Raw genomic sequence first — 21,202 nt, 5'->3', positions numbered from 1 at the left:
CACAACAACAAGGAGACGCATGGCGAAGATCTGCATCGTGGGAGCCGGTTCGATCGGCTGCTATCTGGGGGGCCGGCTGCTGGCCGCGGGCGCTGACGTAACACTGGTCGGGCGTGCACGCATTGGCGATGAACTGCGCACGCATGGCCTGACGTTGACGGACTACCGTGGTGGCCACTGGCAGGTGCACGCCGCCGACGTGGACTACGTGACCGAGCCCGACGTAGCCGCCACGGCGGATCTGGTGCTGGTCACAGTCAAGTCAGCCGCAACCGCTTCCGTGGCGGACGAGCTAAAGCCGCTGCTGCGCCCCGGCACGGTGGTGGTCAGCTTCCAGAACGGACTGGGCAATGCCGACGTGCTCCGCGCCGCGCTGCCGCAGCAGACGGTGCTGGCGGGCATGGTGCCCTTCAATGTGATGCAGCCCGGGCCGGGCGCCTTTCATCAGGGCACAGCGGGTGAGCTGGAGGTCGCTGCATCGCCGGCATTGGGCACCTTCCTCGATACGTTCCAGCGTGCCGGTCTGCCGCTGGTTGAGCGTGCGGACATGGCATCGGTGCAATGGGCCAAGCTGCTGCTCAACCTGAACAACGCCATCAATGCGCTTGCCAATCGGCCATTGAAGGAAGAACTGTCGCAGCGCGCTTACCGGCGCTGTCTGGCACTCGCGCAAACCGAGGCGATGCGGCTGCTGGTGCGCGCAGGCATCCAGCCCGCCAAGCTCACCCCCGTACCACCCGCGTGGATTCCGCGCCTGCTGGCCACGCCCGATGCCATATTCACGCGATTGGGCGGCAAGATGCTCGCGATCGACCCGCTCGCGCGCTCGTCCATGTCCGACGATCTGGCCGCCGGCCGCACCACCGAAGTCGACTGGATCAACGGCGAGGTCGTACGCCTGGCTGATCGGCTTGGGCAGCGTGCGCCGGTCAACGCGCAGCTTTGCGCGCTGGTGCATGCTGCAGAAACCGCCGCCACACGCCCGAACTGGTCGGGCAACGATCTGCTCGCGGCGCTGCGCTCGGCCACCTGAACGCGATTCAGCTTGCGCTCAGCAGCAGCGGCATGTCTTGAATCTCGATGTGCCCGTAGCGCAGGCGGATGGCACCCAGCTTCACCAGCGCTTGCAGCTCCTTGCTGAGCGTCTGCCGGCTGATGCCCAGCATCATGGCCAGCGCGTCCTGCGAGGTATTGATGGTGGCGCGCCCTTGCGCCGATTGCGATACATCGCCGTGCGCCAGCATGGCAATCCGCCGTGCCACGCGTGCGCGCGTACCGTGCAGCGCGGCGCTCGCCAGCGAGCCATAGGCCAAGCGCAAACGCATCGCCACCAGCCGCGCGATGGCGGCCGCAAACGCGGCATCGCGCATCAACGCCTCGAAGCGCTCGGCACTGACGGCGAGCACCTCGGTCTCTTCCAGCGCAATCGCACAGTGGCCGCGCGGTTGCTGATCCAACGTCGATACCCCGCCAAACCAGTTGCCGGGCTCAACCAGCGCAAGAATCGCCTCGTCGCCCTCCGCGTTGAAGATCGACAGCTTGAGCACGCCGCTGGCGACACCAAAGAACGCGTTGGTACCGGCATCCACCGGATCGCCCTGACGGAAGAGGAATGCACCGGCGGCAACCGGCACGGTCGTGGCGGCTTCCAGCAGCGCCTCTGCCGCTTGTTGCGGAAGGCTCTGGAACCAGGGGTTGGTGGAAAAGACTTGCATGGGCGGCGGCAGTGAATGCGCTGGCACGAGACTACCTGCAATGCCTGCCTATTGGCAAAGCGGTTGTGCGTTGCAGTCCACCGACATACCCCACTTCCGGGCGCACCGGCATCCGGCACGTTCTGCTAACGTCGCTCGACATTTCAATGGGAGGGGCCATGCCGTATCCACGTGTTCTGGTTGCCGTTGCCGCGCTGCTCGCAAGCGTGTCCGTCTGGGCGCAGAACCCGCCCGCCGCCAACGCAGACGACACCCGCAACGCTCAGCTGTTGCAGGAAGGCGCACAGCTTGCCAAAGCGAGCCGGCAAGCCGAAGCCATCGACGATTTCGACAAGGTGGCGGCCTTCTACGAAAACGCGTATCGCGACGAAACGGCCCGGCTCTATAGCGCCCGCAGCCAGGTGGAATCGCTGTTGTACCTGGCGGAAGCGGCCAACGCCAAGACAAGCGCCAAAGTGGTGTCGTCCAACTGGGCCTATGCGTACTACCTCAAGGCCTACGCCCTGGTTGAGTTGAATCGCGCAGATGAGGCCAAGACGATCCTGCAGCGTGCCATCGACATGGCACCGCACAACGCGCAGTTCCGTGCAGAAATGGGCAACCTCTACCAGCGCGAGAAGAACTGGCCGCAGGCACTCGCCAGCTTCGACGCCGCCGCACGCGATGCGCGCGAGTTTTCCCCGCCGCAGATCAAGAACAGCGAGATCGGGCGCGCCTGGCGTGGCACGGCGTACGTGTATGTCGAACAGAACCGGCTGGACGAAGCCGAAGCGCTGTACCGCAAGTGCCTGGAGCTGGACCCCAAGGATGGTCGCGCGGCAGCAGAGTTGCGCTACGTGCAGGCGCAACGCGCCAAGGCAGGCAACCCGTAAGCGGATTACTCTGGCCGGCGCCCCAGCACCCACCCCACCGAGAACACATACCGGCTGCCGCCCACCACGCGCGTCACGCTGTGCTCACACGCATCGGGGCGGAACAGCTTGATGCGCCGTGTCTGGAAGATCGGGTTGGCGCAGATGAACTCGCCACCCGCGCGCGGCGACTTCAACACGACGTTCAGCCGATAGTGCCGCCCATTGGATACGGGGTCGGTATGCGGCGGGATTTCCGACCCTTCCGGGTAGCGGATCAGATAGCTGTCAAACGGGATTGGCCACATGGCTGTGGCCAGCAGCATCTTGTCGTAGCCCGTACCCTGGCGGCCACGTTGCCAACGAAAAGCGGTTTGAAGAAACTGGCGCAAGGAAGACATGAGAGCCACGGGTCGCTGAACCCGCGCATGTTAGCCGGGAACTACCGCCGCTTGCCAACCTTCGACCAATACGTGAACGGCGCTTCGTGGCACTCGTAGTCGAGTTCGGCCACGCGCGTCTGCAGGCGCTCCTGTACATCCCGTACGGCGAGGTTGTAGACCACCGGGCCGATCTCTTCGATGAAGAAACTCAGCAATGCGCCAGCCTGGATGTTGCCGATGCGCTCTTCCAGGTGGTCGGTGAAGTAGCGCTGGATGGATTGAATCGCCTCTTCGCGGGTATCGCGGTCAAGCTCGATCGGCATGGGGGCTCCTGAGAATGGGCAGGCTTCAGAGCGTCAGCTTGTAGCCCTCGTGGCTTGCCACGAAGCCCAGGCTTTCGTAAAAGCGATGTGCGTCGCTGCGGGTCTTGTCGGTGGTGAGCTGCACGAGCTGGCACCCACGCGCACGACAGGTGTCGATCGCCCATTCGAACATGCGGTGCCCGAGGCCGCTACCGCGCAGCGGCGCCGCAATACGTACCGCCTCGATCTGCCCGCGCCACGCACCACGCCGCGCCATGCCCGGGATGAACGACAACTGCAGCGTACCGACCACCGTATCGCCCTGCACGGCCACCACCAGCTGTTGATTGGTATCGGCTGCAATAGCGTCGAACGCTGCCACATAGCATGCGTCGAGCGTCGGCCCGAGAGACTCGCGCTGAGCACCCAACGCGTCGTCAGCCAGCAGGGCAACGATGGCCGGAACATCGGCCAGGCGCGCTGTGCGAAAGAGAATGGATTCCATAGACGATGCGAACGTGATCGACAGCGGCAATGCGCTTTGGCCGCCAGTCTAAGCCTTTCTGTGCGCTGGCCGGCATGCGCGTTACGCCGCCGAATGCATCGATCCATCGTCTATCTTTAAGGCGGGACCACGGCGGCCCGCCAGCAAGTGCACGGGCCGCCTCACCGCACGGGAGACACAGCATGCGCGTCGAGCTGAACCACACCATCGTCTGGTGCCGCGACAAGCAACAGTCCACCCGCTTCCTGCGCGACATCCTCGACCTTCCCGAGCCGATCCCCTTTGGGCAGATGCTGGTCGTACCGCTGTCCAATGGCGTCTCGCTCGACTTCTTTGACAGCGACGCGCCAATCGCCGCGCAGCACTACGCCTTCCTCATCAGCGATGCCGAATTCGACCGCGCATTCGCGCGCATCCAGGAAAAAGGGCTTGCGTACTGGGCGGACCCCGCCAAGAAGCGGCTTGGCGAGACCTATGCGCACAATGGCGGCCGCGGTCTGTACTTTGATGACCCGGACGGGCACTTTCTGGAGATCATGACGCGGCCATATGACCTGGGGTCGTGAGGGCCGCCCGATCCATTGGGCGGCGGCCTTCTCACGTTAGCGATTACAGCGGCATTCCTTGGCGATCAGCTTCATACGCTCAACAAACTGGGCGGTTGCCCGCTCCTGGATTGGCTTGTAGCGTTCACGGAACACCTGCGCAAACGCGGGCATCGCGTCACGCGATGCCACAACCTCCTTCTGGCCAAGCGGCGATGAATAGAACGCGATCAGCTGGTCCAACTCCGCATCGGTGAACTTTGCACCGAACACCTGCCCCCAGGTTTGGACGTACTCCTTGGCGCCCCAAGGCGGTTGCAAGTCGCTCATGAACGTGTCCATCACTTCCTGAAAGCGCTTGCGATAGGTCGCATCGGGATTCAGGCCACTGAGCATCTGCGTCATCATCTGATCTGCCTGCTTGCGACCGTACTCACGACCACTCGCCAGCGACTGATCAAACATTTTCACCAACCCCTGGGCTTCCATCAGTTTCTGCACTTTCTCTGCACGGCTATCCGCCAGCGCAGATGTCGACAGCACAACGCCGACGACAATCGCGATCCAGTTGCGCACCACTTTGCCCCCCTGATGTTGTTTTTTGTCTGGCGATTCTACGTTGGACCACACACTACTCGCGCACCACCTCGTAGCGCACCTCCACGAACGTGTCCTTATAAGGCGTGGCCGATGTCAGCTTCAATGCCGGCGTCACCACCGCACGCGGCAAGAGCGGCAACCCGTTGCCCAGCACCACCGGCATGATCTGCACGATCAACTCGTCGAGCAGGCCACGGTCGAGAAACTGCCCGGCCAGCTCTCCGCCACCGACAATCCACACGTTCTTGCCGTTGGCCCCTGCGCGCATCTGTTGATGCACCGGCGCCACGTCACCCTGCACGAAGCGGACATCCGCACCCTCCACCGCCGGCAGCTTGCGTGAAGTGAACACCCACGCGGGCTGCGCATACGGCCAAGGGGCGGCCTGCGCGGTGCCGGGCTTGACCAGTTCGCGCAGCAGCCATTCATAGGTGGATGCACCCATCGCCAACGCACCCACATCGCGAATGAAACCGTCGTAGCTCGTGCCGTCCAGCGAGCCGAACTGCATCAGCCAATCCAGCGAGTGATCCGTCGTCGCGATGAAGCCGTCAAGACTGGTGGCGGCGTAATACTGGGTCTTGGACATGGCGTGCGCTCTTGTTGGTTTTGGGAAAGAAATGCTATGCGATGCGGGTGAGCACCCGCTTACGCCCCTAGAATGCCGGCGCGTGACCCAGCTTGGGCTGCACGTTGCACCTCGGCCACATACCCCTCTTCCTGGTCGCTGTGTACGCACAGGCACAGTGCTAGCGTTGCGCGGCACGCGCTCTTAATCCAACCACACCACCACCATGCCATTCCTGATCGGCCTGCTCTGCTGGATCGCTGTCAATGCCTGGACAACGCGCCGGATCCTGCGCGCGAAAGACTTCGACCACAAAGGTCTTTACATCACGGTGGTCTGGATCACGCCGTTTCTCTGCGCGTTCATTGTCTGCGCACAGATCCGGTCGTATGAGCGCGCGATGGCGCAACAAGCCGCCGCTCCCACCGCCGGCGTCGATGCGCCGGCACCGGCACAGTCGCTCTCCGCGCCGGGCGTGGCCAGTCTGGCGCTGGAAGAGCATATCGGCCACGTCAACGGCTTTCCGTTACTGGACTGGACCGCTGTTGGCAAGTGGCTCAATGCCATCGAAGCGGAACCTGCGCGACGTGAAACCCGCACGCAGGCCCAGCGCGCGTGGTTGCTGCATTTGCGCGATACGCTCGGCCCGAACGTCTGGCTGTTCGAGACCGAACACGCTTTTGTACTGTCTTCGCTGGAAGAGGCCGTTGCGCGTGCAACAGCCAATTATGTCGAGACCACGCGCAAACGCATCGGGCGCCTGCTGGGTGATCTTGCACGATTCGCGCAGGGCGAGAAGAGCATCCTGCTGGTGCTCGACGATGAGGACTGGTACTACCAGTACGTCAGCATCTACTACCCCGAAGATGGGGAGTTCGCCTTCAGCGGCGGCATGTTCATCGATGCGGGTTGCCCACACTTTGTCGTCAAGCGCGATCACCTGTCGGCCATTGAACCGACCATCGCGCACGAACTCACGCACAGTGCGCTCTCGTATCTGAAGCTGCCGCGCTGGCTGGATGAAGGCATTGCTGTCAACAGTGAGCGCCGGTTGGCGGGCGGAACAAGAACGCAGTACACACCTCAGCAGATCCACGCCATGCACCTGCGCTTCTGGGAAGCGCAGAAGATGCAGGAGTTCTGGTCTGGCGATGCGTTCATGCGCACCGACGACGGCAACCTGCTGTCCTATGAACTGGCCCGCGTTCTGGTGGACTACCTCTCGCGCACATGGGAGCCGTTTTCCGCATTCGTGCGGCACGCCGACCGTGCCGACGCCGGTGCTGCCGCGGCGCAAACGCATCTCGACATTGACCTGGGTGCATGCGTGTGTGCACTGGTCGAGCGCGAGCCTTCAGAAGACTGGGCGCCCCGTCTGGGCACACCAGCCGCGATGCACTGATCCAACCGCTCGACTCACAACACTTCAGCAATGCCCGCCAGCCTCGCATTTATCGTCGCCCTCGCGCTCTGCACACTGCTCCATCTGACGACATTTGCCGCGGTGGGCACGGCGCTCCGGATTCCGGTGCGGGAGATGTCGCTTGGCTTCGGGCCGCAGTTGTTCCGGTTGGGTCGTCTGCGCGTTCGCCTGCTGCCGGTCGGCGGCCATGTCCGCTTCAAAGACCTTGGTGAAGACGGGCTGACCGAAGATGACCTGCTCGGCGCGTTGGATACGCAGCCGCTGTGGATGCAACTGGCGCTATCGCTGTCGGGCACGGTCACGCTGTTGCTCGTTGCACTCGTGCTGCTACGGCTTGAAGCACCACCGGCCTTCATCAACGGCTTTGCGCAGATCGTGCTTGGTGCGCTATCACCCGTCGGCGACGCGCAGACCCTGCTCGCTCAAGCGCATCAGGCGATCTTGCAGTTGCCGTTCACGGCGCTGCTGGGGTATGTAGCCGCCAAGTTTGCAGCGTTCAACCTGTTGCCGCTTCCTGCCACCAATGGCGGTCAAGCGCTGACCTTCATCGGGCGCAGGCTTGGGTTGGGCAGGATCTGGCCCGCGCGACTGACGCACATTCTGGTGCTGGCCTATTTGGCGTTGGGGCTGTCCTGGGTCGGCGCGCTGATGGTGTACGTCCTGAACCCATCGCAATAGAACTTTGACTGCTGACCGGGCGGGCTAGGCCACACTGGCAGCGCTGCTGACATCGGCAGCGCAGATCCTGTTGCGCCCCTGGTGCTTGGCGTCGTACAGCGCGCGGTCTGCGCGCACGCTCAGGCGGTCGAAAGATTCACCGGCTTGCCAGCTGGCCACGCCGCCGCTCAGGCTGTAGTGATGTGCCTGTGATCCGATCGCCACCATCTGCGCGGCCGCGGCCTTGCGCAAACGCTCTGCGAGCAGCAGGGCGCTGTCAAGGCTCGTTTCAGGCAGCAGCAGCGCGAACTCCTCACCGCCAATGCGCCCCAGCACGTCGGTCGGCCGCAACTGTGCCTGCACCATCTGCACGAAGGCACGCAGCACCGCATCGCCACCTGCATGGCCGAACGTGTCGTTGACGCGCTTGAAATGATCCAGATCCAGGATCAGCAACGAGAGCGGCCGGGCCTGTAACTGCAGGCGATCCACGTAGCGACGCGCCAAGGTTTCGAAGCCCTTGCGCGACAGCGCGCCGGTCAGAAAATCGCGGTTGGCAGCCTCTCGCGCATCGGCCAGCAGCGCGTCGTGCATCATCAACATGGCCGACATCGACAGGATCGGCATGATGGCCGCCGCAACCACCAGCAGCAACACACTGACGGCTGTGGAGAACATGGTGGGACTGGAAGCGGTATCCAGCGTCAGGAAATAGATGCCGCGCGCAAGCTGGCACGCACCAAAGATAAAGGCGATGACGGCCGTCACCCGATACGGATACGCCGGACGACCCGCTGGCGGATACCGTACGAGCATCCATGCCAGCGCCGAGCAAAAAGCGGCCGAGAACAGCGTGGTCGAAAACACCCGCATCGGGATGCTGTCGACGGCATAGCGCCAGTAGATGACGGCAACGCCCACCGCCGTCACGCCCGCCAGCAGCATCGGCCAATGCGGCCGGCGCCCAAGAAAGCGTGCACAGCCCGCGTAGTAGGCCGCACCCGCCAGCGCAAGCAGCACGTTGGCCACAACAACAGACAGCGCATCGGGAATCGTTCCGCGCAGCAGGAGCATCGGCAACGCCAGCACCACGGCAAGGTTGGCGCCAAACCATTCGGCCACACCAGGCTTGCCTGCGCGCAGCAGCGAGCCCAGCAGCACCAAGAGCACAAAGCTCATCAGTGCAGACGTGGCGATGGCGACACCTGGATCTAGCATGGGCACCCTCCCGCTGGGTCTACTGTGGCGGTGGATTCTACGTGAGGGGCGGTTTTGCGGGCATCACCGGGTGGAGGGGCACGAACTCCCGCCAACTTGTCTACATCCAGTACTCAAGTTAAGCGAGCCCGTGTGTGGGCAGATGAAAGATCTGCGCGTACCGCAACTCAGATGCCGGCAGAAAGATAGCGTGCCGGCACCACGTCGGTCAGCCACACACCGTTCTCTGAGCGGAAGAACGTGTGCCCCTCGGCATGCATGCGCGCGGCGTCCACTGTCAGCACCACCACAACCCCATAGCGCTGGCCGACCAATCGGGCAGTGGAAGGATCGGTCGTCAAGTGCACATGGTGGCGCTGGCGCTTGTCCAGGCCAGTGGCAAGGATGGACTCCAGAAACCGCGTTGCCGTGCCGTGGTACAGCACCTCGGGCGGCGCCGCGGGCCGCAGGCCGAGGTCCACATCGATCGAATGGCCTTGATTGGCGCGAATGCGCAGGCCATCTTCGCTGATTGCAAAGCGTTTCTTGTCGCTGGTTTCGACCACGGTTTCGAGCTGCTCGCGCGTCATCGGGCGACCTGACGCGGCGGCCTTCTCCAGCAAGGAGTCGGTGCCGGCCCACCCAGCATCGTCAAGCGCCAACCCGATGTGCTCGGGCTCGTGGCGCAGGATCAGGCTGAGAAATTTACTGAGGGATTTGAGTTCGGATGGGTTCATCAGTCCGATGTTCTCACCCCGTGGGGCAGACGACCATCAGGCGTGGCCAGAAAGCTGCGAAACGATCGCGCCCGGATGCTTGGTGGCCGGCGCCACAGTGACACCGGTCACCCCGTGCCGCTGCAATGCCTGCGCAACGAACCCCGACGCCTTCATGTCCTCCACAAACCCCGCGACATACGCTGCGGCCTGCGCCCCGCGCCTGGTCGGCACGCCCATCGCCTGGCGGATAACCATGAAGCGCTCGCTCAGCAATCGCACGCCCGGCACATTGGCGGCATCGGCTTCGAGCTGTTGCTTGACGCCCGCCGCCACCTCGGCATGCGTGTCGAGAAAGGTCTGCACCACCGTGGGTGAGGTGGGCGCGCGCACGATCTCCGCATTCTGCAATTCACGCGTGAGGAACAGGTCGTACGCGCTGCCCTTGCCGACGACTACGCGGTTGCCGGCGCGGTCCACGTCGGCGTTGCTGCGGATGGGCGAGTCGTTGCGCACGAGGTAGTAGCCCTCGATCAGCACATATGGTTCGGTAAAGGAAATGCTCGCTGCGCGGCGCGGGTCGATGGCAAAGAAACCAACGTCCGCCTGTTCCTGCGACACCACATCGACCGACTTGCCGGCGGCATCCACCAAGACCAGCTTTAACGCAACCCCCAGGCGTTCAGCCAGCGCCCGAGCCAGATCAACGGACACGCCAACGGCCTGCCCCTGCGCATCCAGCCCCGCCAGGATCGGGTTGCCCGTGTTGATGGAAGCGCGCAGTGCACCTGTGGGTGCCAAAGCCGAACGCAAGGTCGGCAGCGTCGAGTCGATGGACATGGTGTGTAGGCTAGGGATGAGGATGTTCGAGATCGTGGAGATGGGATGGCGTTGCGTGTGCGACCGAAGGTGCCGTCAACCAGACGCAGACCGGCAAACCCATCTTGGTCAGTCTACCGACGCCCTGGCTGCCACGCCCACGCACCGGCTTGCTGTCGAGAATGAGTGACCGGAAACAGCACGGTGTTGGCCCATAGCAGCGTCGCACCACGCGCGAGGGCGCGGGGAATGCCCTCGGCGGTATCGGGGAAGACCCGGTCCATCGCCCAAGGGGGTCAGGGGCGGCGGCACAGCGTTCGGCATCGGGTTATGCCACCTCGTAAGTCGGGCCGTCCCACCCGTCCAGATACTTGGGCAATGCATCCGCCACATCCACCACGCGGTGCCGGTAAAACAGATGCATGGTCGGCGCCAATGCGTCAGGCAAACCGTTCTGCGCGGCGCGCGCGAAGAGACTGTTCGGGATCACCGCCATGCCCAGGCGATTGTTGCCGAACAGGGTCTCTCCGCAATGGCGGCAGAAGTGGCGCTTGAGTTGGCGTGTGGGGTGCTGGAAGGCGATGAGCTCGCCGGCGCCATGTTCAACGGTAACGTTGGCTGGGTCCCACGCGGTGGCGGAGAGTACCGGCGTGCCGTAGAAATCACGACAGGCGTTGCAGTGGCAATTGGCGCGGGCAGCGGGCGCGCCGGCAATGCGCAGTTGCACGCGGCCACAGATGCATTGCAGGGTATCGGGGATTGCTGTCAAACCTGAGCTCCAGAGCTGGAATGCTGGTGCGCATTCTACGAGCGCCCGCTCAGGCCCGCTGGTAACGCTGCGCCGCTTAGAACAGCGCCATCTGCCGCATGCCAAACCCGATTGCCTCTTCCACGCGCATGCGCGCATGCGAGAGCGACCCTTCGATGCCCGACAGCGTGCCCGCCAGCCAGCGGTAGACGAGCGGCGCATCGCCACGCGGGCTCAGGTGGATTTCACCGAGCTTCTTGCCGCGCTTGTCGCGATAGTAGTGAGAGCGGTAGCCGCGTTCCCAATGCGTGATCGGGCCGCGCCATTGGCGCGGGCGGCGGGGTTTGGCGGAGGGGGGGTCGGCGGGCGCTGCCGACACCGAATCCTCCCAGCCGAATGCGGGTTTGGCGAACAGCGGCAAACCTTCCAGATCGGGGTAAAAATCCATCGTCGTAGGCTCAGCTAACCGCGCCGCCGCTGGCTTTGCAGACATACACGGCGCGTAGTCCGCATGATACCTGGGTTTGTGGAGAACATCACGTGCAAACGCAACGTGGGCGCGCTCCGGATGCCGGGCTGCATCGGTATCATGACGGCTGCCAACCCTCCCAGACTTCCGGCAATCTGCCAACGCCCGCCATGAACCTCACCCTCAAGCCATCCGTCATGCTCAAGACCGCGCTGCTCACCTGCACCTTGTGTCTCGTGGCGGGTTGTGCAACGCCGGTGACTGCGCAGGAAAGCACCTTCGCGCCGCTGCTGCGCCATCTGGCGGATCGCCTGGTCACCGCCGATCAGGTGGCCCTGAGCAAGTGGGACAGCGGTCAATCGGTCTACGATCCGGAACGGGAGGCCAAGGTCATCGCCAACGTTTCAGGCATCGCGCCCACCTTCGGGTTGAACGCGACGGACGTGGCCAATGTCTTTGCCGACCAGATCGAAGCCAACAAGGAAGTGCAATACGCCCTGCTCAACGACTGGCGCAGGGCCGGCGCGGCAACCACCACGCCGCGGCAAAGCCTGTCCGGCGACATCCGGCCGCGCCTGGACACACTGCAGACGTCGATCCTGCAAAGCCTGCGTGACGCTGCACCAGCCCGCAGCCAGGCGGATTGCGCACTGCAGATCGCACAGGAAATCGGCCGCGTTGCCCGCGAGAAATCGCTCGATACGCTGCATCGCATTGCGCTGGATCGCGCCACCGCGCGGCTTTGCGTCAAATCCTGAGCGACGGATATGTCAGCGCGGTGACTGATCAAACCGGCCGACCTGAAGTGCGACGTCCTGCGTGGGCCTTCAGCATGCCCGCGCGGCGACAGACCTCTCTGACCAGCGCGTTCAGCAACGTCGCCTGGTCACTGGCCGCCTCCACCATCGGCACAGCCCAGGCACAGTCCGACAGATCGAAGTGATGCTGCCAGCCCTGCGAGGCTCGCAGCCCGGCAAGGCTGAACCCTGACGACCCGCCCGTATCGGCGTGCCCGCCGCCAATGGATTCGCCAAGCTCGAACGCCCGCTCCCTGAACGGGCAGAGCCACACGCCGTAGACGTGATGCGACGCATGCTGCGAGGTCGGTGCCTGGTTCTTGTCGCCAAGCCGGAGCACCTGGCGCTGCAGGGCCCAGCCTTCAATCGGCTTGGACTTCTCATAGAGATAGGCCGCATCGAGAACGCGATCGCCAGGCCAGCACACCTGCCGCGCGTCAAAGGTCAGGTTCTTGAGCTTGTGCGGATAGGCAAGCTCGGGCCAATTCATCTCTGCCCGGGCGATCGATGCGTCGAACAGGCGAATCTCCTGCCCTTCAAACTCCAACGCGAGTTGCCAGGTTTCGTTCGGGATGACATTGGTAAGGGCAGGCATGTTGTCTTGGTTCAACGGTCCGGCAACGGGTCGAATGCCGTTGCACAGTGCGCATTTTTACGAGATTTTCATTTGACGCTCAACGGGGGCGGCGCGTAGTATTTATTCACGGTTACGGGACAGACCCAACACCGCCAATCTCTTGAGGGAGCCTCATGAGCACCAATGCAAAGCGCTTCGATGCGCTTGTCTTCATCGGCCGTTTCCAGCCGATGCACCGTGGACACCTTGACGTACTGCGCCGGGCATTGAGCCTTGCCGATACGGTTTGCGTCCTGATCGGCTCGACCGACAAACCCCGCACCATCAAAGACCCGTTCTCGTTCGACGAGCGCCGGCAGATGATTGCCTCTGCGCTGGACGCGGCGTCCCGCACCCGTGTGCGCTTCGCGCCGGTACAGGACTCGACCTACAACGACGGCGACTGGGTCCGCTGGGTACAGGACGCCGTGGCCGCCGAACTGGGCGACACCGCGGGCCGCAAGATCGGCATCATCGGCCACGAGAAGGACGGCACTTCGTACTACCTCCGCATGTTTCCGCAGTGGGAGCTGGTGGAAGTCGACAGCACCGAAGACATTTCCGCCACCGAGATCCGCGAGCAGTTCCTGGCCGAGCGCAGCAACAGCTTCGTGTCGTGGGCTGTGCCCGCACCGGTGTTCGAGTGGATGGAGAGCTTCCGCAACCAGCCGGCGTTCGCGCAACTGAAGGCGGAAGCGGAATTCATTGCCGGCTACAAGAAGGCCTGGTCGGCAGCGCCGTATCCGGTCACCTTCGTCACCGTCGATGCGGTGGTCGTGCATTCCGGCCACCTGCTGCTGGTCCGCCGGCGCAGCGAGCCCGGGCGTGGCCTGTGGGCATTGCCGGGTGGCTTCGTCAACCAGGAGGAACGGCTGGAGGCCGCATGCCTGCGCGAGTTGCGCGAAGAGACCGGGCTCAAGCTGCCCGAGCCCGTGCTGCGTGGCTCGTTGAAAGACCGGCAGGTGTTTGATCACCCGCAGCGCTCGCTGCGCGGGCGGACGATCACGCACGCGTTCCTGTTCAGCTTTCCCGTGGGTGGGCTACCGCGCGTCAAGGGCGGCGACGATGCCGACAAGGCGCGCTGGGTCCCGCTGAACGACTTCGCGCGCATGCGCAGCGTCATGTTTGAGGACCACTTCGACATCGCCTACCACTTCCTCGGCAAGCTCTAACGCTTACCTCACCAGTTTCACCCGCTGGGACAGACCCGGCGGCCACCCAACGGCATAGAGGAGCTCTAGCCATGCAAAACGACCTGCGTCGCCTGTCGTCCATCCTGTCCAATCCGATCCTCAACACGGATTCGTACAAGGCTTCCCACTACCTGCAGTACCCGCCGGGCACCTCGGCGATGTTCTCGTACATCGAGTCGCGCGGCGGGCGCTATGACAGCACGCTGTTCTTCGGGCTGCAGATGCTGCTCAAGGAATACCTGAGCCAGCCCATCACCACGGCGATGATCGACGAGGCCCGCGCCTTCTTCGCTGCACACGGTGAACCATTCAATGAAGCCGGCTGGCGCTATATCGTCGAGGCCTATGGCGGCTATCTGCCGGTGCGTATCCGTGCGGTGCCGGAAGGTTCGGTGGTGCCCACGCACAACGTGCTCGTGACCGTGGAATGCGACGACCCGCAGGTATTCTGGCTGACCTCGTATATCGAAACGATGCTGCTGCGCGTGTGGTATCCGGTGACGGTGGCCACGCAGAGCTGGCAGTTGCGGCAGCTCGTGCGCCGCTACCTGGAGCGCAACAGCGACGACATTTCGCAACTGCCGTTCAAGGTGCACGACTTTGGCGCGCGCGGCGTGTCGAGCGCGGAATCCTCGGCCATTGGCGGTGCCGCACACCTGGTGAGCTTCATGGGTTCAGACACCGTGCTGGGCGTGGTGGCGGCCAACGCCTACTACAACGCGCCCATGGCAGCATTCTCGGTGCCGGCGGCCGAGCACAGCACCATCACGGCCTGGGGCCGGGACGGTGAAGGCGATGCGTATCGCAACATGCTGCGGCAGTTCGGCAAGCCGGGGGCAATCGTCTCGGTGGTGTCGGACTCGTATGACCTGTTTGCGGCGCTGCGCATGTGGGGTACGGAACTCCGGCAGGCCGTCATTGACTCCGGTGCCACGTTGGTCATTCGCCCAGACTCCGGCGACCCGCAGACCATCGTGATGCAGACCCTGCGCGCGCTGGACGAAGCCTTCGGCTCGATGGTCAACGGCAAGGGATATCGCGTGCTCAACCATGTGCGTGTGATCCAGGGCGATGGCGTCAATGCGGAATCCATCGAAGCCATCCTGGCTGCAATGGAAGCCGCCGGCTACGCAGCAGACAACATCGTGTTCGGCATGGGCGGCGCGCTGCTGCAGCAACTGAACCGCGACACACAGCGCTTTGCCATGAAGTGCTCGGCGGTCAAGGTGGACGATGTCTGGCGCGATGTCTGCAAGGACCCGGTCACGGATGCCGGCAAGCGCTCCAAGCAAGGGCGCCTGACCTTGCTGCGCAATCGCCAGACCGGCGCCTACCAAACCACGACGCTCCCGCTGGCCTGGGACGACCGCCGCGTCGAGAGCGATTGGGTGGAAGCGCTCGAAACGGTGTTCGACAGCGGCAAGCTGCAGATCGATGTGTCGCTGAATGACGTACGCGCCCGCGCCCAAACACACGACGTCTGAGTACAAGGCTGTAGCGCGCCTGCCGCGACCCGGACGACCTTTACGTGGCTCCGCCGCGGCAGACGCAGAAGCATCAAGAAACGGATTCCGATCATGATCGAGAAGAAGCTCTATCACGTGACCGTGCTGTCCAACTTCGCACGGGCATTCGACAAGTACTCGCATTGCTATGCGAAGGCCCGCATTCCTGAAAGCACCTATCCCGACCGCTTCTATCTGCTGGAGCGTGGCGACCTCGACATCGGGTACCAGAAGGCTTCGCAGTTGCTTGAGAAGCTGGCAATTCCTGGCAACCGGTTGATCTTGCTGGAAACCCAGGTCGATCCGGCGCTCATCCAGGAAAACACGGCCACCGGACGCGGGGTCTTCATTCACGCAGACCACATCAGGCTCAGCGCACTGTATGACCTGGAGCCCAAGGACGGCGGCATGGCATGGCGCCGCACGGTGATCGAGGACATGACGGCAGCGTCGCTGCGACTGTTGAGCGGGCAGTTTCAAGAATTTGCGACACTGCGGCCGCGCACCCTGTCCATCCTGCCCATTGCGCAGGGTTGCCAGGCCAAGTGTGCATTCTGCTTTTCCAAGGCGTCGATCTCCAGCGACCAGGCGGCATACCGGCCGGACTGGGACACGCTTGGCGCATGGCTGGACAAGGCGGCTGCGCATGGCGCTGAGCGTGCCGTGATCACCGGTGGCGGCGAACCAACGCTGCTGCCTTTTGTACACCTGGAAAAACTCATTGCCTGCTGCGCGGAGCGATTCAGCAAGGTGGTGCTGATCTCCAACGGGCACGCGTTTGCGACGCTAGCGCAAGCCGAGCGAATCGCGCGCTTGCGCGCCCTGCACGACGCGGGGCTCAGCGTGCTGTCCCTCTCTCGCCATCACTTCGATGCGCAGCACAACGAACGCATCATGAAGCTGCGCACGCCAATCGAAGCACTGGTTGGCACCTGGCGCGAGCATCGCCACCTGTGGCCAAATCTGCGCTTGCGGTTCATCTGCGTTCTGCAGGATGGCGGGGTAGAAGATGAAGAGACGCTCGAGCGCTATCTGACCTGGGCGGCAGACCAGGGCGTTGAAGAGATCTGCTTCAAGGAGCTCTACGTTTCAACCAGCACGGAATCGATGTACTTCGATCGCGCGGCAAACGATTGGAGTCGGCATCACCAGATACCGCTTTCGCTTGTGACCAGCTTCGCTGCACGCGAAGGTTTTTCGGTTGAACATCGGCTGCCGTGGGGCGCGCCGGTCTTCGCCGGCAAATGGGCTGGCCGACCGATGCGCATTGCCGCTTATACCGAACCAAGCCTGTACTGGGAACGCTCGCATGGCATTGCCCGAAGCTGGAACGTGATGGCTGACGGCCGCTGCTTTGCATCACTGGAAGACCGCGCGAGCGAACTCACCCTAGGGACCCCGACATGAATTTCGCAGCGTTCAAACTCTGGCGCGAGGCCTGCCTTCGTACGATGCCTGACGTGGTGGATTGCGCCGAAACGAATCTATACAGCACGCTCGCCCCGCTGCAACCGCGTCTTGATCCATCGGAAACACCGCAGCGGGTACACCGTTGCGATCTCGCGCGAGCGTGGCTTCAACGGTATGGCTTTGATGCCGGGCGTTCGCGCCAGGCGCTCGTGTGTCGAGGGGTGCGGCACGCTCTGCAATTGATCTTCAGGCGGCTGTCTGCGGAGGGTGCCCACCTATGGTTGCCGGGTGATGTCTACCCGGTCTACCAGACGTTGGCCGAGTCAGCGGGCATCGTGCCTCAACTGTTTCCGACGCTGCCAACGCCAAGCTTTCCCACAGTTGGGGGGACCGACGGCCCCGAGTTTCTCCTCATCGCGAACCCGCTCAAACCGCTGGGGCGATTCCTGAACGATGAGGAATGCGCGGCCCTGCTGGCGTGGGTCAACGCAGCGCCCGGCCGGCGCCTGCTGATCGACTGCGTCTACGACCTGGGCGCGCCGTTTCATCCCACAACGATGAAACTGCTGCAGACCGAGCGCGCGATTCTGCTGCACTCGGCCACCAAGGGCTGGCTCACACCGCAGACATTCGGCGTGGCGCTGGTGGGTGAAGACTGTGCTGGGTTCGAAACCGATTTCCGCGAAGATCCCCCATCTGCCATGCAACTGCAGCTCGCGCATCACTTCCTGTCTGCAGCGGCAGACTGCCCGGCGCGGGTGGTCGACGCGCTTCAGGCACGTGCACGCAGCCTTGCCGAGCGATTGCCCCAAACAGTTCGCGATGTACGGCTGGTCGCACCAGCCAACAGTGCGCCCGGTTGCTACCTCTTTCCCGTGCCGTTCAGTGCGGAGCAACTCCTGAATGACTACGGCCTGCTGGCCATCCCGGCAAGCGCGTTCGGCGCCGAAGGCTGGAACGGCAGCATCCTGACCAGCCTGTCCGATGGCTTTGCTCCACAACACCATGCATCAACCTGACATGACGCCGCTTGCCGACATGGCCGTCTACGAAGACGCCGATTTCTACGATCAGGAATTCGCCAACCGAGCGCACGACGCCAGCTTCTTCATCGAGCAGGCCAAACAGGCCGATGGCCCCGTACTGGAAGTGGCCTGCGGCACTGGCCGCATCACGCTGCCCATTGCGCGAGCCGGCGTTGACGTCACGGGGCTGGACGTCATGCGATCCATGCTGGATCGGGCACGCCAGAAATCGCAGGCCGAAGGGCTGGATGTGACCTGGCTTGAGCAGGACTGCCGGGCGATCCAGTCAGAACGGCGCTTCTCGCTGATCTTCTCGGCCACCAATGCCATGCAGCATCTGCACGACCTGGATTCGGTCAGCGCGTTTCTGGGTTCCGCAAAGCGCGTGCTGGCGCCGGGCGGCACGCTGATCCTCGATGTGTTCAATCCGGACATCCGCAAGCTGGCACGGTCGGCCGATACCCGCTATCTGCACAAGTCGATGGTTGACGCCGAGGGAAGGGAAATCCGCGTCGAGGCGACTTCGCACTACGACACGGCCAGCCAGATCCTGAGATTCGAGCTCTATTACCTGCGTCACGGCGAATGCATCCGGACCAAACAGGTCAGCATGCGCTGCTTTTTCCCGGAAGAGCTGCTGGCGCTGTGCCGGCTCAACGGATTCGACGTCGCTCGGCGTTTGGGAGGCTACGACAGGTCGCCGTTTACAACGCACTCGCCCAAGCAGATTCTGTTCTGCCGTGCCGCCTGACATACGCCCCGGCCAAGCGCAGCGATACGGAAGTTCAATGCGCCTGGCCCGAAAGGCCTGCACACACCTGACGCCTAGGCCTCTGCTGCACCGATGACCAGCAGAAGCTCGTCGAGTCGCTCAAGGGTGGAGGTCATGCCGTCCTTCAACCCCATGTCGATGACCTTCTGCACATCTTCCGGCGAGTTATAGACCACAACAGTCGTCACCAGCGTCGTTTCCTTTGCTTCGGTGAAGGTGACATCCCAACGCGCCCTGGGCATGTCCGGATTCACAACGCCGGTCTCGTCGCTGAAACCGTCCAGGGCCGTGTAGCCGTCGATCGGGTTGATGGATTGATAGTCCAGGCGGCTCCAGAACGTCTGGCCGTCAGGGGTGGTCATGCCGTAGTGCCAATAGCCTCCAGCCTTGAACTCCATGTGCTTGGTCTTGGTGGTCAAGGGCTTGGGTGCAAACCATCGATCGAGCAATTCAGGCTTCGTGTGGCAATCCCACACGAGCTGGCGCTTCGCCGCGAATGCCTTCTTCACGGTGATGCGGCTCTTTTCCTTGTCGACGAGAAAATCGAATTGAAGCTTAGCGTTCATCACCTTCTCCCTTCAGCTCTTCTAAGAGGTTGTCCAGGTTGCGATACCGGCTTGCCCAGGTCGCGCGCTGGTCAGCAAACCAGCGCTCTGCGGCATCCAGCTTCTCTTGTTCAAGCACGCACGTCCGGATTCGGCCGCTCTTGCTGGAACGGATCAACCCGGTCATTTCCAGTACCCGCACGTGTTTCATGAACGACGGCAGGGCCATGTCGAATGGCTCTGCCAGCTCACTCACCGTTGCGGGCCCGCTACCGAGCCGATGAACAACAGCCCTGCGCGTCGGGTCTGCAAGCGCATGAAAGATCGCGTCTAGCGCAATTGCATTGTTATCCATTTGGCTAACTATACTCTCGATGATTTTTCACTGCAACATGATGCGATGCTGGAGAAAACCCATGGGCACGTATTCAACGTCTTTCACAGGGCCAACGATGCGGCTGCGGCTCTCGGCACCTCGCAAGAATGAACCCGCGCCATCGATTGCTGGTAGGTCAGTTGGGTTCGGCGTCAAAATTGCGGCTTGTATGCCAAACCAAGAATGGACACCTCGCCGCTCAATCGATGGGGGCACGCAATGAAACGCCTCATCGCGATGCTCTCGCTCCTTGTGCTTTCGCTTGACGTGCTAGCTGGGGGGTGTCCTGCTGCGCCTGCCAAGATTGAGAAGGCGATTCAACAACACATGATCGCGCTACGGGCTACCGAGTATTGCGATGCCCGGACGGTGAAAACCGAACACGGCATCACCGTGGCGATCTACACCGCCGAAGGCGCATGCGCTGCGCAAGATCCGCAAGCGCAACCTGGCACGTGCTCGAACAACTGGGTGCGCTACATGGTTGTGCTTGCCAACCAAAAGATCACACCGCCCGTTGAAGTCGGAGGAAAAGGCCGCATGACCGACACCGGCGTCAGAATTTCAAGCGGAACCATTGAGGTGAAGGGCCGATCGCTGGGCCCCAAGGATTCAATGTGCTGTCCTTCGGTGCCAGAAACAAAGACATTCAAAATTTCCCCGTCGGGCCGCATCCACCAGGTGCTCCCCCTAGCAGCACGCCCCAACGCTGCCAAGTAACGGGGCTCACACCAGGAGCCACCGGAGGTCCGATGATGTTGAACGTTGAACGGTCATACGAGACCGTTTGTCGTTCGTCACTGGATGGTGTCAACCGATGCCGGCCATTCACGACACGCCGCACGCTGAGGCGCCGTGCAAAAAGCTCGGGTTGAAGTCGGTTGGAACCAGCGGACGCCCATGCCCGATTCTTCAGGAGACCCACATGCCCAGCAAGAACACGATCTGTCTCTGGTTCAACAACGATGCGGTGGATGCTGCCAACTTCTATGCGGAGACCTTTCCCGACAGCGCAGTGCAGGCTATCCACCGCGCACCGGGCGACTACCCCGCGGGCAAGCAGGGCAATGTGCTGACGGTGGAGTTCACCGTGGCCGGCATTCCCTGCCTGGGGCTGAACGGCGGCCCGGCCTTCCAGCACAACGAGGCCTTCTCCTTTCAGATCGCCACGGACGACCAGGCCGAAACCGACCGCCTGTGGAATGCGATCGTCAGCAACGGCGGCCAGGAAAGCGCCTGCGGCTGGTGCAAAGACCGCTGGGGCATCTCGTGGCAGATCACCCCGCGGGCGCTCATCGCAGCAATCGGCGACCCCGACCGTGCAGCAGCCAAGCGCGCCTTCGACGCGATGATGACGATGGGCAAGATCGACATCGCCGCGATCGAAGCGGCACGGCGGGGCTAACGCCTTTCCTCAAGTTGTGTGGGGATGGGCATCCTGCGCCGCTTCCTGCTGGGAAAGCGC

Annotated in this window: 27 protein-coding genes; 13 read left to right on the top strand and 14 right to left on the bottom strand. The window is 63.0% G+C overall.

The features are described 5' to 3' along the window. The first annotated feature begins 19 nt into the window (after positions 1-19). Positions 20-1,033, top strand: a complete 1,014-nt coding sequence (locus tag F7R11_RS20445) for a 2-dehydropantoate 2-reductase (RefSeq protein WP_064808308.1) — start codon at positions 20-22, stop codon at positions 1,031-1,033. 7 nt (positions 1,034-1,040) lie between these two features. Here F7R11_RS20445 and F7R11_RS20440 read toward each other — a convergent pair whose 3' ends face one another. Then, positions 1,041-1,715, bottom strand: a complete 675-nt coding sequence (locus F7R11_RS20440) for a Crp/Fnr family transcriptional regulator (RefSeq protein ID WP_064808310.1) — start codon at positions 1,713-1,715, stop codon at positions 1,041-1,043. A 158-nt stretch (positions 1,716-1,873) separates the two neighbouring features. Between F7R11_RS20440 and F7R11_RS20435 the strand changes: the two genes are divergently transcribed. Next, positions 1,874-2,587 (top strand): tetratricopeptide repeat protein, encoded by a 714-nt coding sequence (locus F7R11_RS20435; RefSeq protein WP_064808312.1) that lies wholly within the window; start codon positions 1,874-1,876, stop codon positions 2,585-2,587. 5 nt (positions 2,588-2,592) lie between these two features. Here F7R11_RS20435 and F7R11_RS20430 read toward each other — a convergent pair whose 3' ends face one another. The 3 genes from F7R11_RS20430 to F7R11_RS20420 are packed head-to-tail and all read right to left on the bottom strand — an operon-like array spanning position 2,593 to position 3,756. Continuing rightward, complete coding sequence (locus F7R11_RS20430) at positions 2,593-2,967, bottom strand: 2OG-Fe(II) oxygenase (protein ID WP_064808314.1); 375 nt, start codon at positions 2,965-2,967, stop codon at positions 2,593-2,595. A gap of 41 nt (positions 2,968-3,008) precedes the next feature. After that, positions 3,009-3,272, bottom strand: coding sequence for a DUF2164 domain-containing protein (locus tag F7R11_RS20425; protein ID WP_021193339.1), 264 nt, complete (start codon positions 3,270-3,272; stop codon positions 3,009-3,011). A gap of 25 nt (positions 3,273-3,297) precedes the next feature. Further along, positions 3,298-3,756: a GNAT family N-acetyltransferase gene (locus F7R11_RS20420; protein ID WP_064809095.1), complete on the bottom strand. Its 459-nt coding sequence runs from the start codon at positions 3,754-3,756 to the stop codon at positions 3,298-3,300. Between the two features lie 182 nt (positions 3,757-3,938). Here F7R11_RS20420 and F7R11_RS20415 point away from each other — a divergent pair, with 182 nt between their 5' ends. Further along, on the top strand, positions 3,939-4,322 hold the full coding sequence (locus F7R11_RS20415; RefSeq protein WP_048934908.1) for a VOC family protein: 384 nt from the start codon (positions 3,939-3,941) through the stop codon (positions 4,320-4,322). 36 nt (positions 4,323-4,358) lie between these two features. Here F7R11_RS20415 and F7R11_RS20410 read toward each other — a convergent pair whose 3' ends face one another. Both F7R11_RS20410 and F7R11_RS20405 read right to left on the bottom strand, forming a co-directional pair. Continuing rightward, positions 4,359-4,931 (bottom strand): DUF2059 domain-containing protein, encoded by a 573-nt coding sequence (locus tag F7R11_RS20410; RefSeq protein WP_249042862.1) that lies wholly within the window; start codon positions 4,929-4,931, stop codon positions 4,359-4,361. A 1-nt stretch (position 4,932) separates the two neighbouring features. Beyond that, entirely contained in the window at positions 4,933-5,490 is a 558-nt protein-coding gene (locus tag F7R11_RS20405; RefSeq protein ID WP_021193335.1) for a dihydrofolate reductase family protein, read from the bottom strand. A 205-nt stretch (positions 5,491-5,695) separates the two neighbouring features. On the opposite strand from F7R11_RS20405, the gene F7R11_RS20400 reads away from it, so the two are divergent. Together F7R11_RS20400 and F7R11_RS20395 are read left to right on the top strand one after the other, a co-directional pair. Further along, entirely contained in the window at positions 5,696-6,871 is a 1,176-nt protein-coding gene (locus tag F7R11_RS20400) for a hypothetical protein (protein ID WP_064808316.1), read from the top strand. Between the two features lie 30 nt (positions 6,872-6,901). Then, positions 6,902-7,570 (top strand): site-2 protease family protein, encoded by a 669-nt coding sequence (locus F7R11_RS20395; protein WP_064808318.1) that lies wholly within the window; start codon positions 6,902-6,904, stop codon positions 7,568-7,570. Positions 7,571-7,594: 24 nt separating this feature from the next. On the opposite strand, the gene F7R11_RS20390 is transcribed toward F7R11_RS20395, so the two are convergent. The 5 genes from F7R11_RS20390 to F7R11_RS20370 form a co-directional block, all read right to left on the bottom strand. Next, entirely contained in the window at positions 7,595-8,767 is a 1,173-nt protein-coding gene (locus F7R11_RS20390) for a GGDEF domain-containing protein (RefSeq protein ID WP_064808321.1), read from the bottom strand. A gap of 167 nt (positions 8,768-8,934) precedes the next feature. Beyond that, a complete protein-coding gene (locus tag F7R11_RS20385) occupies positions 8,935-9,483 on the bottom strand; it encodes an RNA 2'-phosphotransferase (RefSeq protein WP_197495054.1) in 549 nt (182 codons plus the stop codon). Positions 9,484-9,519: 36 nt separating this feature from the next. Continuing rightward, complete coding sequence (locus tag F7R11_RS20380) at positions 9,520-10,302, bottom strand: ABC transporter substrate-binding protein (RefSeq protein ID WP_064808325.1); 783 nt, start codon at positions 10,300-10,302, stop codon at positions 9,520-9,522. 307 nt (positions 10,303-10,609) lie between these two features. Then, a complete protein-coding gene (locus F7R11_RS20375) occupies positions 10,610-11,050 on the bottom strand; it encodes a GFA family protein (RefSeq protein ID WP_261312637.1) in 441 nt (146 codons plus the stop codon). Between the two features lie 76 nt (positions 11,051-11,126). Continuing rightward, a complete protein-coding gene (locus F7R11_RS20370) occupies positions 11,127-11,477 on the bottom strand; it encodes a hypothetical protein (protein ID WP_021193329.1) in 351 nt (116 codons plus the stop codon). Between the two features lie 191 nt (positions 11,478-11,668). Between F7R11_RS20370 and F7R11_RS20365 the strand changes: the two genes are divergently transcribed. After that, positions 11,669-12,256 (top strand): chorismate mutase, encoded by a 588-nt coding sequence (locus F7R11_RS20365; RefSeq protein WP_064808327.1) that lies wholly within the window; start codon positions 11,669-11,671, stop codon positions 12,254-12,256. Between the two features lie 28 nt (positions 12,257-12,284). Here F7R11_RS20365 and F7R11_RS20360 read toward each other — a convergent pair whose 3' ends face one another. Further along, a complete protein-coding gene (locus F7R11_RS20360; RefSeq protein WP_104577570.1) occupies positions 12,285-12,890 on the bottom strand; it encodes a hypothetical protein in 606 nt (201 codons plus the stop codon). Positions 12,891-13,045: 155 nt separating this feature from the next. Between F7R11_RS20360 and F7R11_RS20355 the strand changes: the two genes are divergently transcribed. The 5 genes from F7R11_RS20355 to F7R11_RS20335 all read left to right on the top strand — a co-directional run bounded on the left by F7R11_RS20355 (position 13,046) and on the right by F7R11_RS20335 (position 18,795). Continuing rightward, entirely contained in the window at positions 13,046-14,083 is a 1,038-nt protein-coding gene (locus F7R11_RS20355) for a bifunctional nicotinamide-nucleotide adenylyltransferase/Nudix hydroxylase (RefSeq protein WP_064808334.1), read from the top strand. Positions 14,084-14,154: 71 nt separating this feature from the next. After that, entirely contained in the window at positions 14,155-15,588 is a 1,434-nt protein-coding gene (locus F7R11_RS20350) for a nicotinate phosphoribosyltransferase (protein WP_064808336.1), read from the top strand. Between the two features lie 93 nt (positions 15,589-15,681). Further along, the gene (locus tag F7R11_RS20345) at positions 15,682-17,016 is read left to right on the top strand and encodes a radical SAM protein (protein WP_064808338.1); all 1,335 of its coding nucleotides are present in this window, start codon (positions 15,682-15,684) and stop codon (positions 17,014-17,016) included. Beyond that, complete coding sequence (locus F7R11_RS20340) at positions 17,013-18,038, top strand: aminotransferase class I/II-fold pyridoxal phosphate-dependent enzyme (RefSeq protein WP_064808340.1); 1,026 nt, start codon at positions 17,013-17,015, stop codon at positions 18,036-18,038. The genes F7R11_RS20345 and F7R11_RS20340 overlap by 4 nt, the downstream gene beginning before the upstream one ends. Beyond that, a complete protein-coding gene (locus tag F7R11_RS20335; protein ID WP_167317180.1) occupies positions 18,025-18,795 on the top strand; it encodes a class I SAM-dependent methyltransferase in 771 nt (256 codons plus the stop codon). Before F7R11_RS20340 ends, F7R11_RS20335 begins: the two co-directional genes overlap by 14 nt. Before the next feature lie 74 nt (positions 18,796-18,869). Here F7R11_RS20335 and F7R11_RS20330 read toward each other — a convergent pair whose 3' ends face one another. Next, on the bottom strand, positions 18,870-19,382 hold the full coding sequence (locus tag F7R11_RS20330) for an SRPBCC domain-containing protein (protein WP_064808344.1): 513 nt from the start codon (positions 19,380-19,382) through the stop codon (positions 18,870-18,872). Further along, a complete protein-coding gene (locus F7R11_RS20325) occupies positions 19,372-19,716 on the bottom strand; it encodes an ArsR/SmtB family transcription factor (RefSeq protein WP_064808346.1) in 345 nt (114 codons plus the stop codon). The genes F7R11_RS20330 and F7R11_RS20325 overlap by 11 nt, the downstream gene beginning before the upstream one ends. Before the next feature lie 240 nt (positions 19,717-19,956). Here F7R11_RS20325 and F7R11_RS20320 point away from each other — a divergent pair, with 240 nt between their 5' ends. Together F7R11_RS20320 and F7R11_RS20315 are read left to right on the top strand one after the other, a co-directional pair. Further along, positions 19,957-20,457 carry a hypothetical protein gene (locus F7R11_RS20320; protein ID WP_151180556.1) on the top strand — a complete coding sequence of 167 codons (501 nt, stop codon included), beginning with the start codon at positions 19,957-19,959 and terminating at the stop codon, positions 20,455-20,457. A gap of 205 nt (positions 20,458-20,662) precedes the next feature. Then, the gene (locus F7R11_RS20315) at positions 20,663-21,142 is read left to right on the top strand and encodes a VOC family protein (protein ID WP_064808350.1); all 480 of its coding nucleotides are present in this window, start codon (positions 20,663-20,665) and stop codon (positions 21,140-21,142) included. Positions 21,143-21,202: the final 60 nt, after the last annotated feature.

Origin of the sequence: Ralstonia insidiosa (assembly GCF_008801405.1) — a bacterium.
Taxonomy (GTDB): domain Bacteria; phylum Pseudomonadota; class Gammaproteobacteria; order Burkholderiales; family Burkholderiaceae; genus Ralstonia; species Ralstonia insidiosa.
Note: the sequence above shows the minus strand (reverse complement) of the source record. Positions and strands in the feature narration are given on the sequence as shown.

What these genes read in the sequence shown, in the direction of transcription:
- F7R11_RS20445 (WP_064808308.1), top strand. Translation starts at nt 20, where the DNA reads ATGGCGAAGATCTGCATCGTGGGAGCCGGTTCGATCGGCTGCTATCTG.
- F7R11_RS20440 (WP_064808310.1), bottom strand. Translation starts at nt 1,715, where the DNA reads ATGCAAGTCTTTTCCACCAACCCCTGGTTCCAGAGCCTTCCGCAACAA.
- F7R11_RS20435 (WP_064808312.1), top strand. Translation starts at nt 1,874, where the DNA reads ATGCCGTATCCACGTGTTCTGGTTGCCGTTGCCGCGCTGCTCGCAAGC.
- F7R11_RS20430 (WP_064808314.1), bottom strand. Translation starts at nt 2,967, where the DNA reads ATGTCTTCCTTGCGCCAGTTTCTTCAAACCGCTTTTCGTTGGCAACGT.
- F7R11_RS20425 (WP_021193339.1), bottom strand. Translation starts at nt 3,272, where the DNA reads ATGCCGATCGAGCTTGACCGCGATACCCGCGAAGAGGCGATTCAATCC.
- F7R11_RS20420 (WP_064809095.1), bottom strand. Translation starts at nt 3,756, where the DNA reads ATGGAATCCATTCTCTTTCGCACAGCGCGCCTGGCCGATGTTCCGGCC.
- F7R11_RS20415 (WP_048934908.1), top strand. Translation starts at nt 3,939, where the DNA reads ATGCGCGTCGAGCTGAACCACACCATCGTCTGGTGCCGCGACAAGCAA.
- F7R11_RS20405 (WP_021193335.1), bottom strand. Translation starts at nt 5,490, where the DNA reads ATGTCCAAGACCCAGTATTACGCCGCCACCAGTCTTGACGGCTTCATC.
- F7R11_RS20400 (WP_064808316.1), top strand. Translation starts at nt 5,696, where the DNA reads ATGCCATTCCTGATCGGCCTGCTCTGCTGGATCGCTGTCAATGCCTGG.
- F7R11_RS20395 (WP_064808318.1), top strand. Translation starts at nt 6,902, where the DNA reads ATGCCCGCCAGCCTCGCATTTATCGTCGCCCTCGCGCTCTGCACACTG.
- F7R11_RS20390 (WP_064808321.1), bottom strand. Translation starts at nt 8,767, where the DNA reads ATGCTAGATCCAGGTGTCGCCATCGCCACGTCTGCACTGATGAGCTTT.
- F7R11_RS20385 (WP_197495054.1), bottom strand. Translation starts at nt 9,483, where the DNA reads ATGAACCCATCCGAACTCAAATCCCTCAGTAAATTTCTCAGCCTGATC.
- F7R11_RS20380 (WP_064808325.1), bottom strand. Translation starts at nt 10,302, where the DNA reads ATGTCCATCGACTCGACGCTGCCGACCTTGCGTTCGGCTTTGGCACCC.
- F7R11_RS20370 (WP_021193329.1), bottom strand. Translation starts at nt 11,477, where the DNA reads ATGGATTTTTACCCCGATCTGGAAGGTTTGCCGCTGTTCGCCAAACCC.
- F7R11_RS20365 (WP_064808327.1), top strand. Translation starts at nt 11,669, where the DNA reads ATGAACCTCACCCTCAAGCCATCCGTCATGCTCAAGACCGCGCTGCTC.
- F7R11_RS20360 (WP_104577570.1), bottom strand. Translation starts at nt 12,890, where the DNA reads ATGCCTGCCCTTACCAATGTCATCCCGAACGAAACCTGGCAACTCGCG.
- F7R11_RS20355 (WP_064808334.1), top strand. Translation starts at nt 13,046, where the DNA reads ATGAGCACCAATGCAAAGCGCTTCGATGCGCTTGTCTTCATCGGCCGT.
- F7R11_RS20350 (WP_064808336.1), top strand. Translation starts at nt 14,155, where the DNA reads ATGCAAAACGACCTGCGTCGCCTGTCGTCCATCCTGTCCAATCCGATC.
- F7R11_RS20345 (WP_064808338.1), top strand. Translation starts at nt 15,682, where the DNA reads ATGATCGAGAAGAAGCTCTATCACGTGACCGTGCTGTCCAACTTCGCA.
- F7R11_RS20340 (WP_064808340.1), top strand. Translation starts at nt 17,013, where the DNA reads ATGAATTTCGCAGCGTTCAAACTCTGGCGCGAGGCCTGCCTTCGTACG.
- F7R11_RS20335 (WP_167317180.1), top strand. Translation starts at nt 18,025, where the DNA reads ATGCATCAACCTGACATGACGCCGCTTGCCGACATGGCCGTCTACGAA.
- F7R11_RS20330 (WP_064808344.1), bottom strand. Translation starts at nt 19,382, where the DNA reads ATGAACGCTAAGCTTCAATTCGATTTTCTCGTCGACAAGGAAAAGAGC.
- F7R11_RS20325 (WP_064808346.1), bottom strand. Translation starts at nt 19,716, where the DNA reads ATGGATAACAATGCAATTGCGCTAGACGCGATCTTTCATGCGCTTGCA.
- F7R11_RS20320 (WP_151180556.1), top strand. Translation starts at nt 19,957, where the DNA reads ATGAAACGCCTCATCGCGATGCTCTCGCTCCTTGTGCTTTCGCTTGAC.
- F7R11_RS20315 (WP_064808350.1), top strand. Translation starts at nt 20,663, where the DNA reads ATGCCCAGCAAGAACACGATCTGTCTCTGGTTCAACAACGATGCGGTG.